Source organism: Streptomyces filamentosus (assembly GCF_014654895.1).
Classification (GTDB): domain Bacteria; phylum Actinomycetota; class Actinomycetes; order Streptomycetales; family Streptomycetaceae; genus Streptomyces; species Streptomyces filamentosus.
Genome location: NZ_BNBE01000004.1, coordinates 626,154 through 639,406 on the forward strand (window position 1 = coordinate 626,154; position 13,253 = coordinate 639,406).

Genomic DNA, 13,253 nt, shown 5'->3' on the forward strand with positions numbered 1-13,253 from the left:
AAGGCGCGCGAGGTGGCGTCCGGCCGGCGGACGCTCGGTCGAGGAGGTGGTCCGGTGACGGGGCCGACGACGGCACGGGCGCTGGGCGCGCCGTGCTGGCTGAGTCTGGCGGCGCGGGATCTGGGCGCGGCGGAGCGGTTCTACGGCGCGGTGCTGGGCTGGACGTTCCGGCCGGGCGAGCTGGGGACGGGCTCGGCGTACCTGGTGGGCGAGCGGGACGGCACGCCGGTGGCGGGGATCGCCGCGCTGGCGGCCGAGCTGGCGCTGCCGGTGGCGTGGACGGTGTTCTTCGCGGTGGAGGACGCGGACGCGGCGGTGGCGCGGATCCGGGAGCGGGGCGGCACGGTGGGCGTGGGTCCGGTGGCGTATCCCCCGCAGGGTCGGGCGGCGCTGGCCACCGACCGGGACGGGGCCGCGTTCGGGGTGTGGGAGGGGCGGCTGGTGTCCCGCTGGCACGTGGGCGAGCGGGGTGCCCCGGCGTGGGTGGAGCTGCACACCCGCGACGCCTTCGACGCGGCCGTGTTCTACGGCGGGGTGCTGCGCTGGGCGGAGGGCGGCCCGGAGGGGTGCGAGACCTCGTACGAGGAGGACCGGGTGGTGCTGCGCCGCGCGGGGACGGCGGTGGCGCGGCTCGACGGCGGTCCGGTGGAGGCGGCCTCGCCCCGGCCGCAGCTGCGGCCGCGCTGGCTGGTGCGGTTCCGGGTGGCGGACCTGGCGGCCTCGGTGGCGGCGGTGACGGAGCACGGCGGCACCGTGGTGCCGGACGGCGAGTGGGGCGGCGCCCGGAAGCCGGAGGAGGACCGGGTGGTGGTGCGGGATCCGGAGGGGGCGCTGTTCACGCTGGAGGCGGACTAGACGGCACGAGCGGTACGGGTACGGGTGCCGGGTCGGCGGCCTCGTGCCCGTACCGCTCGTGCGGTCGGCGTGCGGGGGTCAGGCGGCGCGGGCGGCCTGCGGGGCGGGGGCCTCGGCGGGGGCGCCCTCGGGAGTGTGCCGGGCCGGGATGAGGGCGGCGACGGCCGCGGCGAGCAGGGCGACGCCCGCGCCGATGAGCATGGCGGCACGGAAGCCGTCCTCGGAGGGCAGCACGTGGCCGCCGAGGGTGGTGGTCATCTGGGCGAGGACGACGCCGATGACGGCGGCGGAGACCGAGGTGCCGATGGACCGCATGAGGGTGTTGAAGCTGTTGGCGGAGGCGGTCTCCTCGGCGGGGACGGAGCCCATGATGAGGGCGGGCATGGCGCCGTAGGCGAGGCCGACGCCGGTGTTGCAGATGAGGGTGACGACGAGGACGCCCCAGGTGGAGCCCATGAGGGCGAGCGAGGAGGCGTAGCCGGCGGAGATGACGAGGGCGCCGACGGAGAGGGTGACCTTGGGGCCGCGGGCGGCGGACAGCTTGGCGCCGAGCGGGGCGAGCGCCATCATCGCGAGGCCCGCCGGGGCCATCCAGAGGCCCATCGCCATCATCGACTGGCCCAGGCCGTAGCCGGTGGCCTCGGGCAGCTGGAGGAGCTGCGGGACGACCAGCGACTGGGCGTACATGGAGAAGCCGACGAGCACCGAGGCGAGGTTGGTGAGCAGGACGACCGGCCGGGCGGTGACGCGGAGGTCGACGAGGGGGTCGCGGGTGCGCAGCTCCCAGAAGCCCCAGGCGAGCAGCACGACGGCGGCGGCGGCGAAGAGGCCGAGGGTGGTGGCGCTGCCCCAGCCCCAGCCGGCGCCCTTGGAGACGGCGAGGAGGAGGGCGACGAGGCCGGCGCCGAGGCCGAGGGCACCGGGCAGGTCGAAGCGGCCGGGGTTCGGGTTGCGGCGGCCGGCGGGGACGAGGCGCCAGATGAGGAGGGTGACGACGGCGCTGAGGGCGGCGGCGACCCAGAAGAGGACGCGCCAGCTGGCGTGCTCGGCGACGGCGGCGGAGAACGGCAGGCCGAGGGCGCCGCCGACGCCCATGGAGGCGCTCATGAGGGCGATGGAGCCGCCGAGCCTCTCGGGCGGCAGGACGTCGCGCAGCAGGCTGATGCCGACCGGGACGACGCCCATGCCGAGGCCCTGGAGGCCGCGGCCGACGATCATCGGGACGACGGAGTCGGCGAGGGCGCAGACGACGGATCCGGCGATCAGCGGGACGGTGGAGGCGAGCAGCACGGTCCGCTTGCCGAGGGTGTCGCCGAGGCGGCCGGCGACGGGGGTGGCGACGGCGGCGGCGAGCAGGGTGGCGGTGATGACCCACGAGGCGTCGGAGGCGCTGGCGTGGAGGAGCCGCGGCAGGTCGCCGATGAGCGGCACCACGAGGGTCTGCATGAGTGCCGCCACGATGCCGGCGAAGGCGAGGACACCGACGACACCTCCGGGGCGTGCGTCGGTCTGGGCGCGGTCCACGGGTCTCTCCCTGGTTCGTGAGGCTGAGGCTTGTGCATGATGCACATAAATTGCATGATGCACAAGTTATGCATGATGCACATCGGATCGCCGCAGGGGAGAATGGCCCCATGGACAAGCCGCTCGTGGACCAGCCTGTGGACCAGCCCGCCGACTCATCCTCCGACCCGTCCGTCGGCCGGTCCGTCGACCCGCCCGTCGGCCCGTCCGTCGACCGCGTCGAGTTCGAGACGATGCTGCTGAGCCGGCACTCGCACCTCCACGCGCCCCGGACCCGGGTCGGCGCCGGCGGGCTCGACCGGAGCGCGTACGTGCTCCTGACCCGGATCCGGATGCACGGGCCGATGTCCATCGGGCAGCTCACCGACGCCTTCGGGCTCGACGCCTCCACCCTCAACCGGCAGACGGCCGCGATGCTGCGGGCCGGGGTCGTGGAGCGCATCCCCGACCCGGAGGGCGGCATCGCCCGCAAGTTCCGCATCACCGCGGAGGGCGAGCGGCGCCTGGAGGCCGACCGCTCCTTCAACGTGGACGGACTGGAGCGGATCATGGAGCACTGGTCCCCCGAGGACGTGGCCGTCTTCGCCGGGTTCCTGGAGCGGTTCAACCGGGACATCGAACGCCTGGAGGGCCGCCCCTGGCCTCGGCCCTGACCCCTCCGGCGCCCCCGGAAGGCCCGGTCCGCTCACCCGTCCGGCCCCGCGGGCTCGCCCCCGGGACCCGGCCCGGCCAGGCTCGTCGGCAGGACGCCCACGAGACGAGGTGCCGCCGATGCCCGCCGCCGCCCGCCTCCGCCGTCGCCTGGCGCTCGCCCCGGCCGCGGCGCTGCTCGCCGGCTGCGCGGCGACCCCGGCGGCCCCCTCCCCCACCACCGGGACCGCCACCGGGGCCGGACGGCTCGTCGTCGCGTACGAGGCGGCCCGGACCCCCGAGGACCGCACGGCCCGCGCCTTCCTGCGCGCGCACCGGGTCCTGGAGGACGCCGCCGCCTACGCGGACGCGAGGATCGCCCTGCCCCGGGACGTACCGCTGCGCGCCGCGAGCTGCGAGGCGCCGAATCCGTACTGGGACGAGGCCGCCGGGCGGATCACCTACTGCTACGGGCTCGTCCCCGAGGCCCGGCGGCTCTTCGCCCGCGCCGGCACCGACGGCACCGGCGGCACCCCGGCCCGGCGGCCCGCCGCCGCCGTCGACGAGGACGTCGTCGGGCTCTCGAACGGCATCCTCTTCCACGAGCTCGGGCACGCCCTCGTCGACCTCTACGACCTGCCCGTCACCGGCCGCGAGGAGGACGCGGTCGACCAGCTCGCCGTCCTGCTCCTCGCCTCCGGCGACGAGCGCCACGCCGGCTACGCGATCTCCACGATCGACGCCTGGGGCGCGCTGTGGAAGGCGGCCGAGGGCGGCGATCCGGGCGTGGCCGCGTACTCCGACGTCCACTCCCTGGACGGGCAGCGCTTCTTCAACTGGGCCTGCTGGCTGTACGGCTCGGACCCCGGACGGTTCGCCGACGCGGTGGACGCCGAGGGCAATCCGGACGGGGTGCTGCCCCGCGACCGCGCCGCGCTCTGCCCGGCCGAGTTCCGGCGCATCGAGTCCTCCTGGCGCACCCTCCTCGCGCCCCATCTGAAGCAGCCCTGAGTCCCACCCCTCGAACCGCTTCGACGCGAACCCTTTACGCGCGCGCCGCACGGCGGTAACTTCCCGCCGACGCAAGAAGTTTCCGCAATTTTCCGAATGCGCTTCCACGGGGGCCGGTCCCCGCTGTCCCCTCCCGGCCCCCGTTCCGGCGCGCGCCCCCGTCTGGAGTCCCCCATGGCCCCCACCCGCATCCGGCCGAGAGCGCGCGCCCTCGCGCTGCTCGGCGTCGCCGCCGGTCTCACCGGCCTGCTGGCCCCTCCCGGCACCGCCGCCTCCCCCGTCGACGCCGTCCCGGCAGCGGCCGTCGCCGACAACACGGCGACGGTCTACTACTGGACGAAGACGAAGAACTGGTCGGCCTACAACCTGCACTACGCGCCCGACGGCGGCTCCTGGACCGCCGTCCCCGGCACCGCGATGGAGGCCGCCTGTACGGACTGGGTGAAGAAGACCGTCACCCTCGGCTCCGCCACCGGCCTCCAGGCCACCTTCAACAACGGCACCGGCACCTGGGACAACAACGGCGGCAAGAACTACGCCCTCGGCACCGGGAACATCACGGTGAAGGACGGCGTCGTCGCCCACTCCGACCCGTGCGCCGGCACCCCGCCCACCGGTTCGAACAAGGCGACGGTGTACTACTCCTCGGCCTCGCTCGGCTGGTCGACGGTGAACGTCCACTACCAGCCGGCCGGCGGCGCGTGGACGGCCGTGCCCGGCCTCGGCATGACGGCCGCCTGCACCGGCTGGTGGAAGCGGGAGCTCGACCTCGGCACCGCCACCTCCCTCAAGGCCGCCTTCAACAACGGCAACGGCACCTGGGACAACAACGGCGGCTCCGACTACGCCATCGGCGCCGGCACCTCCACCGTCCGGGACCGGACGGTGACCGCGAACGCCGCCGACCCCTGCGCCGCCACCCCGCCCGACACCCAGGCGCCCACCGCCCCGGCCCGGGTCACGGCGAGCGCCGACGGCGTCTCCGTGCTGCTCGCCTGGGACGCGGCCACCGACGACCGGGGCGTGGCGAAGTACCAGGTCACCCGTACCGGCGGCACCACCGGTACGGTCGTGACGGACGTCGCCTCGACGGTCTTCTCCGACACGAACCTCGCCGAACGCACCGCGTACACCTACACGGTGAAGGCCGTGGACGGCGCCGGGAACGTCTCGGCCGCCTCCGCGTCCGCCACCGCCACCACCGGCGACAGGCCGGCCGCCCCGGCGAACGGCAAGCCGCTCGGCACCGACCCGCGCAAGGACCCGATCTACTTCGTCCTCACCACCCGCTTCTACGACGGCGACGCCTCCAACAACCGGGGCGGCAGCCAGCACGTGAAGTCGGGCAACGCCGCGAACGACGACCCCATGTTCCGGGGCGACTTCAAGGGCCTGGTCCAGAAGCTCGACTACATCAAGGGCCTCGGCTTCTCCGCCGTCTGGGTCACCCCGGTGGTCCTCAACCGCTCGGACTACGACTACCACGGCTACCACGGCTACGACTTCTACAAGGTGGACCCGCGCCTGGAGTCGGCCGGCGCCTCCTACCAGGACCTGATCGACGCGGCCCACGCCAAGGGCATGAAGATCTACCAGGACGTCGTCTACAACCACTCGTCCCGCTGGGGCGCCAAGGGCCTGTTCACGCCGACCGTGTACGGCGTCCGGGACACCCAGTGGAGCTGGTACTACGACGAGAAGCAGCCCGGCTTCGAGTACGACGGCCTGACCGTCGACACCAAGAGCGGCAAGTCGTACTACAACGGCGACCTGTGGTCGACGGCCGAGCCCGCCGGCAACACCTGCGTCAACTGGGGCAAGCCCACCGGGGGCAAGAGCGCCGAGGGCTACACGGTATACAACTGCCAGTGGCCGAGCCCGACTTCGGGGATGTTCCCGAAGGCGCTCTACCACCAGTGCTGGATCGGCAACTGGGAGGGCGAGGACTCCCGCTCCTGCTGGCTGCACGAGGACCTGGCGGACTTCAACACCGAGAACGCGACCGTCCAGAACTATCTGATCGGCGCCTACAACAAGTACATCGACATGGGCGTGGACGGCTTCCGCGTCGACACCGCCGTGCACGTCCCGCGCACCACCTGGAACCGGCGCTTCCTGCCGGCCATCCACGACCGGGTCGCCCAGCGCCACGGCGCCGAGGCCGCGAAGAACTTCTTCGTCTTCGGCGAGGTCGCGGCCTTCGTCAACGACAAGTGGAACCGCGGCTCGGTCAACCACTCCGCGCAGTTCTACACCTGGAAGGAGCGCAAGGAGTACGACATCGACGACGCCAAGGCCGCCCTGGAGATGTACGACTACGAGCAGCAGCAGGGCACCGGCAACCAGCCCACCTCCACCAACGCCTTCCTGAACGGCAACGCCTACCACGAGCCCGACCACAGCCGCTTCTCCGGCATGAACGTCATCGACATGCGCATGCACATGAACTTCGGTGACGCGTACAACGCCTTCTCCAACGGCAAGGACTCGGACGACAGTTACAACGACGCCACCTACAACGTCGTCTACGTCGACAGCCACGACTACGGGCCGAACAAGTCCAGCGAGCGGTACACCGGCGGCACCGACGCCTGGGCCGAGAACATGTCCCTGATGTGGACCTTCCGAGGCATCCCGACGCTCTACTACGGCTCCGAGATCGAGTTCCAGAAGGGCGCGAAGATCGACTGCGGGCCCACCTGCCCGCTGGCGACCACCGGCCGCGCCTACTACGGCGACCACCTCGCCGGCACCGTCACCGCCTCCGACTTCTCGAAGGTCTCCGGGGCGAGCGGCCAGGTCGCGACCACCCTCCAGCAGCCCCTGGTCAAGCACGTCCAGCGGCTCAACGAGATCCGGCGGGCGATCCCCGCGCTCCAGACGGGCCAGTACTCCACCGAGGGCATCTCGGGCGGCATGGCCTTCAAGCGCCGCTACACCAGCGGCTCGACGGACAGCTTCGCCCTCGTCACCGTCTCGGGCGGCGCCACGTACACCGGCATCCCCAACGGCATCTACACCGACGCCGTCACCGGCGACGTGAAGACCGTCACGGGCGGCACCCTCTCGGTCGGCGCGCCCGGCAAGGGCAACCTGCGGGTGTACGTGCTGAACGGTCCCGGCAGGATCGGCACCGCGGGCCCCTACCTGAAGTAGCCCCGGCTCCGGGCACGCCCCGGAACAGGGCCGCCGCGAGGGGGCGGGTGGAGGGAACCCGCCCCCTTTAGGCATGTTCAAGTCAAGATTTTGTTACGCGAACGGGCTTGTCGGACAGAAGACTTCCTTCCGCGCCGCCCTTCTGGGATCTTGCGTCCACCCCACACATCACAGGGCCCGGCCGGCGCCACCCGCGCCACCGGGTCATCGGAGGACGCATTGTTTTCCCACATATCCGGCCGGACGAGACTCGCGGCGGCCCTTCTCGGCACGGGCCTGGCACTCGCCGGTCCGGTCTCGCTCGCCCAGGCCGCCCCGCTCGACAACGAGCCCCTCTCGGCCTACACCGCGAACGCCCGCGCCGCGCAGCAGGCCCCGGCGGCCCCTGCCGCCTGGGCCGCCGGCACCCGCGCCTACCTGGTGATCACCGCCCCCGGTGACACCACCGCGGTGCGCAACGCGGTGGCCGCCAACGGCGGTTCGGTCTTCTCCTCCTTCGACGCCATCGGCGTCGTCGTCGCCCACTCCACCTCCGCCTCCTTCGCCGCCACCATGCGCGGCGTCGCGGGCGTGCAGAAGGTCGGCGCGACCCGCACCTCGGACGTCCCGGCCGACGCGTACAACCCGGCCCTGCCGTCCAGTCCGTCGCAGGCCGCGGCCCCCTCGACGGAGCCCGTCCGCTCGGACATGACCCAGATCAAGGCCGACCAGGCGTGGGCCGTCAACCAGGGCTCCGCCACCGTCAAGGTCGGCATCCTGGACACCGGCGTCGACGACCAGCACCAGGACCTGGCGCCGAACTTCAACGCCGCCGACTCGGTCTCCTGCGCCTACGGCAAGCCCGACACCCGCGCCGGCGCCTGGCGCGACGTCGACCGGCACGGCACCCACGTGGCCGGCACGGTCGCGGCGGCCAAGAACGGCAAGGGCGCCATCGGCGTGGCCCCGGGCGTGAAGATCTCCTCGGTGCGCATCGCCGAGCCCGGCAGCACCCTGTTCTTCGCGGAGAACACCATCTGCGGCCTCGTGTGGGCCGGCGACCACGGCTTCAAGGTCACCAACAACAGCTACTACACGGACCCGTGGCAGTTCAACTGCCCGAACGACCTCGACCAGGCGGCCATCCTGGAGGGCGTGGGCCGCGCCCAGGCGTACGCCGACGGCAAGGGCTCGCTCCAGGTCGCGGCGGCCGGCAACTCCAACGTCGACCTGGCCAACAAGACCAGCGACACGTCGAGCCCCAACGACTCGACGCCGGTGTCCCGGACGATCACCAACGACTGCCTCGACATCCCGGCCGAGCTGCCGGGCGTGGTGACGGTCGCCGCCAACGGCACCAGCGGCACGTCCAAGGCGTCGTTCTCCAACTACGGCCGTGACGTCATCGAGGTCTCGGCGCCCGGCGAGTCGGTCTACAGCACCGTCCCCGGCGGCACGTACGCCTCGCTGAGCGGCACCTCGATGGCCTCCCCGCACGTGGCGGGCGTGGCCGCACTGCTGGTCAGCGCCAACCCGGCGTACACCCCGGCGGACCTGCGGGCCAAGCTCGGCGAGCAGGCCACCGACCTGGCCTGCCCCTCGGACGCCCGCTGCACCGGCACCACGGCGAAGAACAGCTTCTTCGGCGAGGGCCGGGTGGACGCGCTGAAGGCGGTCGGCGGCTCGACCACGCCGCAGCCCGGGAAGTACTTCGAGAACCTCACCGACGTGACCGTCCCCGACAACACCACCGTCGAGAGCGCGATCACCGTCAGCGGGGTGACCGGCAACGCCCCGGCGACCCTCAAGGTGGGCGTGGACATCAAGCACACCTACATCGGCGACCTCAAGGTCGACCTCGTCGCCCCCGACGGCTCGGTCTACAACCTGCACAACCGGACCGGCAGTTCCACCGACAACATCGTCCAGACGTACACCGTCAACGCCTCCTCCGAGGTGGCGAACGGCGTCTGGAAGCTCCGCGTCGGCGACAACGCGAGCGCGGACACAGGGAAGATCGACGCCTGGAACCTGACCTTCTGATCCCGGCGATCCCCCAGGGGGGCCGGAGCGACCGCGCTCCGGCCCCCCTTCGCGTGTCCGGCGCAGAAATTCCGTACCGGGGGGTAGCCCGCGCGACCCCCTTGCTATACGTTCCGTCTAACAAGCTTGCTAGACGCGACGTCTAACAAGCGAGGGGACGACCACGAGCCGACCGCGTGACCAGAGGAGCCGCAACCATGGCCAGCAGCACCGTCCGCCCGGACGACCACGACCAGGACGACGTCGCCGAGCGGCTCCTGAGGTCCGCCGCCAAGCTCAGCTACGACCCCCTCGTCGAGGTCGACTGGGACGCGCCGCTCGACAAGGACTTCCACGGCCAGAGCCCCGAGTGGAACAGCCTCTACGGCACCGCCTACTGGAACGAGATGACCGAGGAGCAGCGCAAGGAGCTGACCCGCCAGGAGTCCGCCTCCGTCGCCTCCACCGGCATCTGGTTCGAGATGATCCTCCAGCAGCTGGTCCTGCGGGACATCTACCGCACCGACCACACCGACCCCCGCTTCCAGTGGGCGCTCACCGAGATCGCCGACGAGTGCCGCCACTCGATCATGTTCGCCCGCGGCTCCCAGAAGCTCGGCGCCCCCGCCTACCGCCCCAAGCGGTCCGTCATGGAGCTCGGCCGGGTCATGAAGACCGTCGGCTTCGGCGAGGCCGCCTACGCCGGCATCCTCGTCGCCGAGGAGGTCCTCGACGTCATGCAGCGCGACTGGATGCGCGACGAGCGGGTGGTGCCCTTCGTGCGGACCATCAACAACATCCACGTCGTCGAGGAGTCCCGGCACATGAAGTTCGCCCGGGACGAGACCCGCCGCCACCTCGCCCGCGCGAGCCGGGCCCGCCGCCACTTCCAGGCGCTGATCGTCGCCATCGCCGCGTACTACATCATCACCAGCCTGGTGAACCCCGAGGTGTACGTCCGGGCCGGCCTCGACCCCGAGCGCGCCCGCCGCGAGGCCGCCGCCAACGAGCACTACAAGGCCCAGCTGCGGGCCAGCTGCTCCGGCCTCATGGAGTTCCTCGGCGACGTCGGCATGCTGACCCGCCCCGCCGTCTTCTTCTACCAGCGCGCCCACCTCCTCTGACCCCGACGAGCCGAGCCGAGCCGCCGCCATGACCTACGCCATCACCCAGACCTGCTGCTCCGACGCCACCTGCGTCGCCGTCTGCCCGGTCAACTGCATCCACCCGACGCCCGAGGAGCCGGACTTCGGCACCACCGAGATGCTCTACGTCGACCCGAAGAGCTGCATCGACTGCGGCGCCTGCGCCGACGCCTGCCCGGTCGACGCGATCTTCCCCGTCGACCGGCTCACCGAGCCCCTCAAGGCGTACGAGGGGATCAACGCCGCCTACTACGAGGGCCGCGAACCCGCCCCCGTCCTCGCCTCCCCCACCTTCCACCCCTGGGGCGAGCCGTCCTTCACCCGCTCGCTGCCCTCCGACTTCGCCCCCCTCCGGGTCGCCGTCGTCGGCACCGGCCCCGCCGGCATGTACGCCGCCGAGGACCTGCTGCTCCACACCAACGCCGAGGTCACCCTCATCGACCGGCTCCCGGTGGCCGGCGGCCTCGTCCGCTACGGCGTGGCCCCCGACCACCCCGGCACCAAAGGCGCGGGCGACGCCCTCGCCCGCTTCCACACCCACCCCCGGGCCACCGTCCGGCTCGGCGTGGAGATCGGCCGCGACGTCACCGCCGAGGAGCTGGCCGCCCACCACGACGCGGTCGTGTACGCGGTCGGCGCCCCGTCCGACCGGCGCCTCGGCATCCCCGGCGAGGACCTGCCCGGCAGCCTCTCCGCGGCCACCCTCGTCTCCTGGTACAACGCCCACCCGGAGACCGCGCCCGGCTCGGTCGCCCTCGGCACGGCCGAGCGGGTCGTGATCGCCGGCACCGGCAACGTCGCCCTCGACGTGGCCCGGATCCTCGTCGCCGACCCCGCCGCCCTCGCCGCCACCGACATCGCCGACCACGCGCTGGCCGCCCTGCGCGGCTCCCGGGTCCGCGAGGTGGTGCTGCTCGGCCGGCGCGGCCCCGAGGACGCCGCGTACACCGCCTCCGAGCTCCTCGCGCTCGGCCGGCTGCCCGGCGTCGACCTCGTCCTCGACACTCACGACCCGCGGATCGCCGCGGCCGTCGACGCCGCCGCGCCCGGCGACAAGGCCGCGCTCCTCAAGGACGCGGCGCGCGAGGCCGTCGACTGGAGCCGCGGCCCCGGCGCCGGACGGCGCCGGATCGTGCTCCGCTTCCACTCGGCGCCCGAGGAGGCCGTCGGCCCGGACGCGGTCCGCGCCGTCCGCGCCGGGGGCGCCGGCGGAGCGGTCGAGATCCCGGCCGGACTGCTCGTCCGCGCCGTCGGCCACCGGGGCGTCCCGCTGCCGGGCCTGCCCTTCGACGAGGCCACCGGCACCGTCCCGCACACCGCGGGCCGGGTGGACGGCATGACCGGCACCTACGTCGTCGGCTGGATCAAGCGCGGTCCGTCCGGCGGCATCGGCGCCAACCGGAGCTGCGCCGCCGAGACCGTCGGCAGCCTGCTCGCCGACGCCGTCGACGGGCGCCTGACCCGGCCGGCCGGCTCCGCGAAGGCCTTCGGGCGGCTCGTCCGCAGCCGCAGCCGGAGCCTGGTCGACGCCCGCGGACTGGCCGCCATCGACCGCGTCGAACGGGCCCGGGGCGCGGCGGCCGGCCGTCCCCGGGTGAAGCTGGCGACCGTCCCCGAACTGGTCGCGGCGGCCCGCCGCAGCCGGCTGCGCGGCGCCGTGGGCTGACCGGACGGGGTGCGCGGAGAAGACGCACCCGGACGGGGAGGGGCATGCGGGGCGGGCGCGGGGGCACCCGCCCCGTATGACCACCGCCGACAACGGCCGGCACGACGACGGACGGGGGGAGAGTCCCGCGCAGCGGGCCGACCGCCGCTGGAACGAACTCCTCCAGGAACTGCGGGTGGCCCAGACGGGCACCCAGATCCTGTTCGGCTTCCTGGTCGCCGTCGTCTTCCAGCCGCGTTTCGCGGAACTGGGCGCGGTGGACCGGGGGATCTACGTCGTCACGGTGTGTCTGGGAGCGGCGACCACGGGCGCGCTCGTCGCGCCGGTGGCGGTGCACCGGCTGGTGGCCGGGCGCCGGATGAAGCCGGAGGCGGTGTCCTGGGCGGGGCGCCTGACGCTGGTGGGGGTGGTGCTGCTCTACCTGACGATGGTGTCGACGTTCCTGCTGATCATGCGGATGGTGCTGGGCGACGGGCTCGCACTGTGGCTGGTCGCCCTGATGGCGGTGTGGCTGGCGCTCTGCTGGTTCGCCGTGCCGCTGCTCACCCGGCGCAGCGCGAACGGGAACGGCAACGGGCACCACAGGGCCGAGGACGGTTACGGACCGTGGCCGCGCTGAGGGTCCGGCCCGGGACGGCGGGCCGGCGGACGCAGCCGGTACGGCGCGGGGTCAGGCCGCGACGGGGAGCGGGCGGCGCAGCACGATCGCGTTGAGCCCGACGGCGAACGGCGCCGTGTCCGTCAGGGCGAGGCCGAGCACCTGCTCCTCGGGCAGCTCCACGGTGACGTCCACGCAGAACGCGAGGGCGTGCAGGGCGTCGCCCGAGCCCTCGTCCTGGAGGGCGAAGAAGAGGTCGCGGTAGTAGCGGGTGCGGTCCGCGGACTGTTCGTAGAAGGACAGTCCGGGCTGTCCCCGCTGCTCGCCGAGGCCGGTGAAGGCGGCGATCAGCTCCCGCTCCACGGTCCCCCAGAAGCCCGCCTCCGCGCACTCGGGCGGCAGCGCCTGGCGGACCGCCTCCTTCAGCGAGAGCACCATGACGAGCAGCGGGGCGTGCTCCTTGAGCCCCCAGCCGCGCACCATGCGGACGACGGTGGTGTCGGGGACGGCGGCGGCCGCCGCCCGGATCGCCTCGAAGTCGAAGTTGACGGTGGCGGGGGCGATCGCCTCCTGGAAGACCCGGTCCATCGAGCGGGCCTCGTCGAGGTGGGCGGGTGCCACCTCGATCACGGTCCTGAAACTGGCGGCCAAAGGGCGCTCCTGTTCT

At 73.1% G+C, this 13,253-nt stretch carries 10 protein-coding genes; 8 read left to right on the top strand and 2 right to left on the bottom strand.

The features are described from left to right. The first annotated feature begins 54 nt into the window (after nt 1–54). Complete coding sequence (locus IE326_RS36605) at nt 55–855, top strand: VOC family protein (RefSeq protein WP_190044651.1); 801 nt, start codon at nt 55–57, stop codon at nt 853–855. A gap of 78 nt (nt 856–933) precedes the next feature. Here IE326_RS36605 and IE326_RS36610 read toward each other — a convergent pair whose 3' ends face one another. Next, nucleotides 934–2,379, bottom strand: coding sequence for an MFS transporter (locus IE326_RS36610; protein ID WP_150234111.1), 1,446 nt, complete (start codon nt 2,377–2,379; stop codon nt 934–936). Nucleotides 2,380–2,612: 233 nt separating this feature from the next. Between IE326_RS36610 and IE326_RS36615 the strand changes: the two genes are divergently transcribed. The 7 genes from IE326_RS36615 to IE326_RS36645 all read left to right on the top strand — a co-directional run bounded on the left by IE326_RS36615 (nt 2,613) and on the right by IE326_RS36645 (nt 12,607). Further along, nucleotides 2,613–3,032, top strand: a complete 420-nt coding sequence (locus tag IE326_RS36615; protein WP_190045033.1) for a MarR family winged helix-turn-helix transcriptional regulator — start codon at nt 2,613–2,615, stop codon at nt 3,030–3,032. A 118-nt stretch (nt 3,033–3,150) separates the two neighbouring features. After that, the gene (locus IE326_RS36620; RefSeq protein ID WP_190044652.1) at nt 3,151–4,020 is read left to right on the top strand and encodes a DUF4344 domain-containing metallopeptidase; all 870 of its coding nucleotides are present in this window, start codon (nt 3,151–3,153) and stop codon (nt 4,018–4,020) included. 174 nt (nt 4,021–4,194) lie between these two features. Further along, the gene (locus IE326_RS36625) at nt 4,195–7,176 is read left to right on the top strand and encodes a carbohydrate binding domain-containing protein (protein WP_190044653.1); all 2,982 of its coding nucleotides are present in this window, start codon (nt 4,195–4,197) and stop codon (nt 7,174–7,176) included. Between the two features lie 219 nt (nt 7,177–7,395). Next, nucleotides 7,396–9,198, top strand: a complete 1,803-nt coding sequence (locus tag IE326_RS36630) for a S8 family serine peptidase (RefSeq protein WP_190044654.1) — start codon at nt 7,396–7,398, stop codon at nt 9,196–9,198. A 197-nt stretch (nt 9,199–9,395) separates the two neighbouring features. Beyond that, complete coding sequence (locus IE326_RS36635; protein WP_190044655.1) at nt 9,396–10,301, top strand: AurF N-oxygenase family protein; 906 nt, start codon at nt 9,396–9,398, stop codon at nt 10,299–10,301. Between the two features lie 28 nt (nt 10,302–10,329). Then, complete coding sequence (locus IE326_RS36640) at nt 10,330–11,988, top strand: FAD-dependent oxidoreductase (protein WP_190044656.1); 1,659 nt, start codon at nt 10,330–10,332, stop codon at nt 11,986–11,988. A gap of 76 nt (nt 11,989–12,064) precedes the next feature. Next, nucleotides 12,065–12,607: a DUF6328 family protein gene (locus tag IE326_RS36645; protein WP_190044657.1), complete on the top strand. Its 543-nt coding sequence runs from the start codon at nt 12,065–12,067 to the stop codon at nt 12,605–12,607. A 51-nt stretch (nt 12,608–12,658) separates the two neighbouring features. Here IE326_RS36645 and IE326_RS36650 read toward each other — a convergent pair whose 3' ends face one another. Beyond that, entirely contained in the window at nt 12,659–13,237 is a 579-nt protein-coding gene (locus IE326_RS36650; protein ID WP_190044658.1) for a Type-2Aa cytolytic delta-endotoxin, read from the bottom strand. Between the last annotated feature and the right edge of the window lie 16 nt (nt 13,238–13,253).

Excerpts from the sequence above, each read along its gene's own strand:
- IE326_RS36615 (WP_190045033.1), top strand. The coding sequence starts at position 2,613 with ATGCTGCTGAGCCGGCACTCGCACCTCCACGCGCCCCGGACCCGGGTC.
- IE326_RS36620 (WP_190044652.1), top strand. The coding sequence starts at position 3,151 with ATGCCCGCCGCCGCCCGCCTCCGCCGTCGCCTGGCGCTCGCCCCGGCC.
- IE326_RS36625 (WP_190044653.1), top strand. The coding sequence starts at position 4,195 with ATGGCCCCCACCCGCATCCGGCCGAGAGCGCGCGCCCTCGCGCTGCTC.
- IE326_RS36635 (WP_190044655.1), top strand. The coding sequence starts at position 9,396 with ATGGCCAGCAGCACCGTCCGCCCGGACGACCACGACCAGGACGACGTC.
- IE326_RS36640 (WP_190044656.1), top strand. The coding sequence starts at position 10,330 with ATGACCTACGCCATCACCCAGACCTGCTGCTCCGACGCCACCTGCGTC.
- IE326_RS36645 (WP_190044657.1), top strand. The coding sequence starts at position 12,065 with ATGACCACCGCCGACAACGGCCGGCACGACGACGGACGGGGGGAGAGT.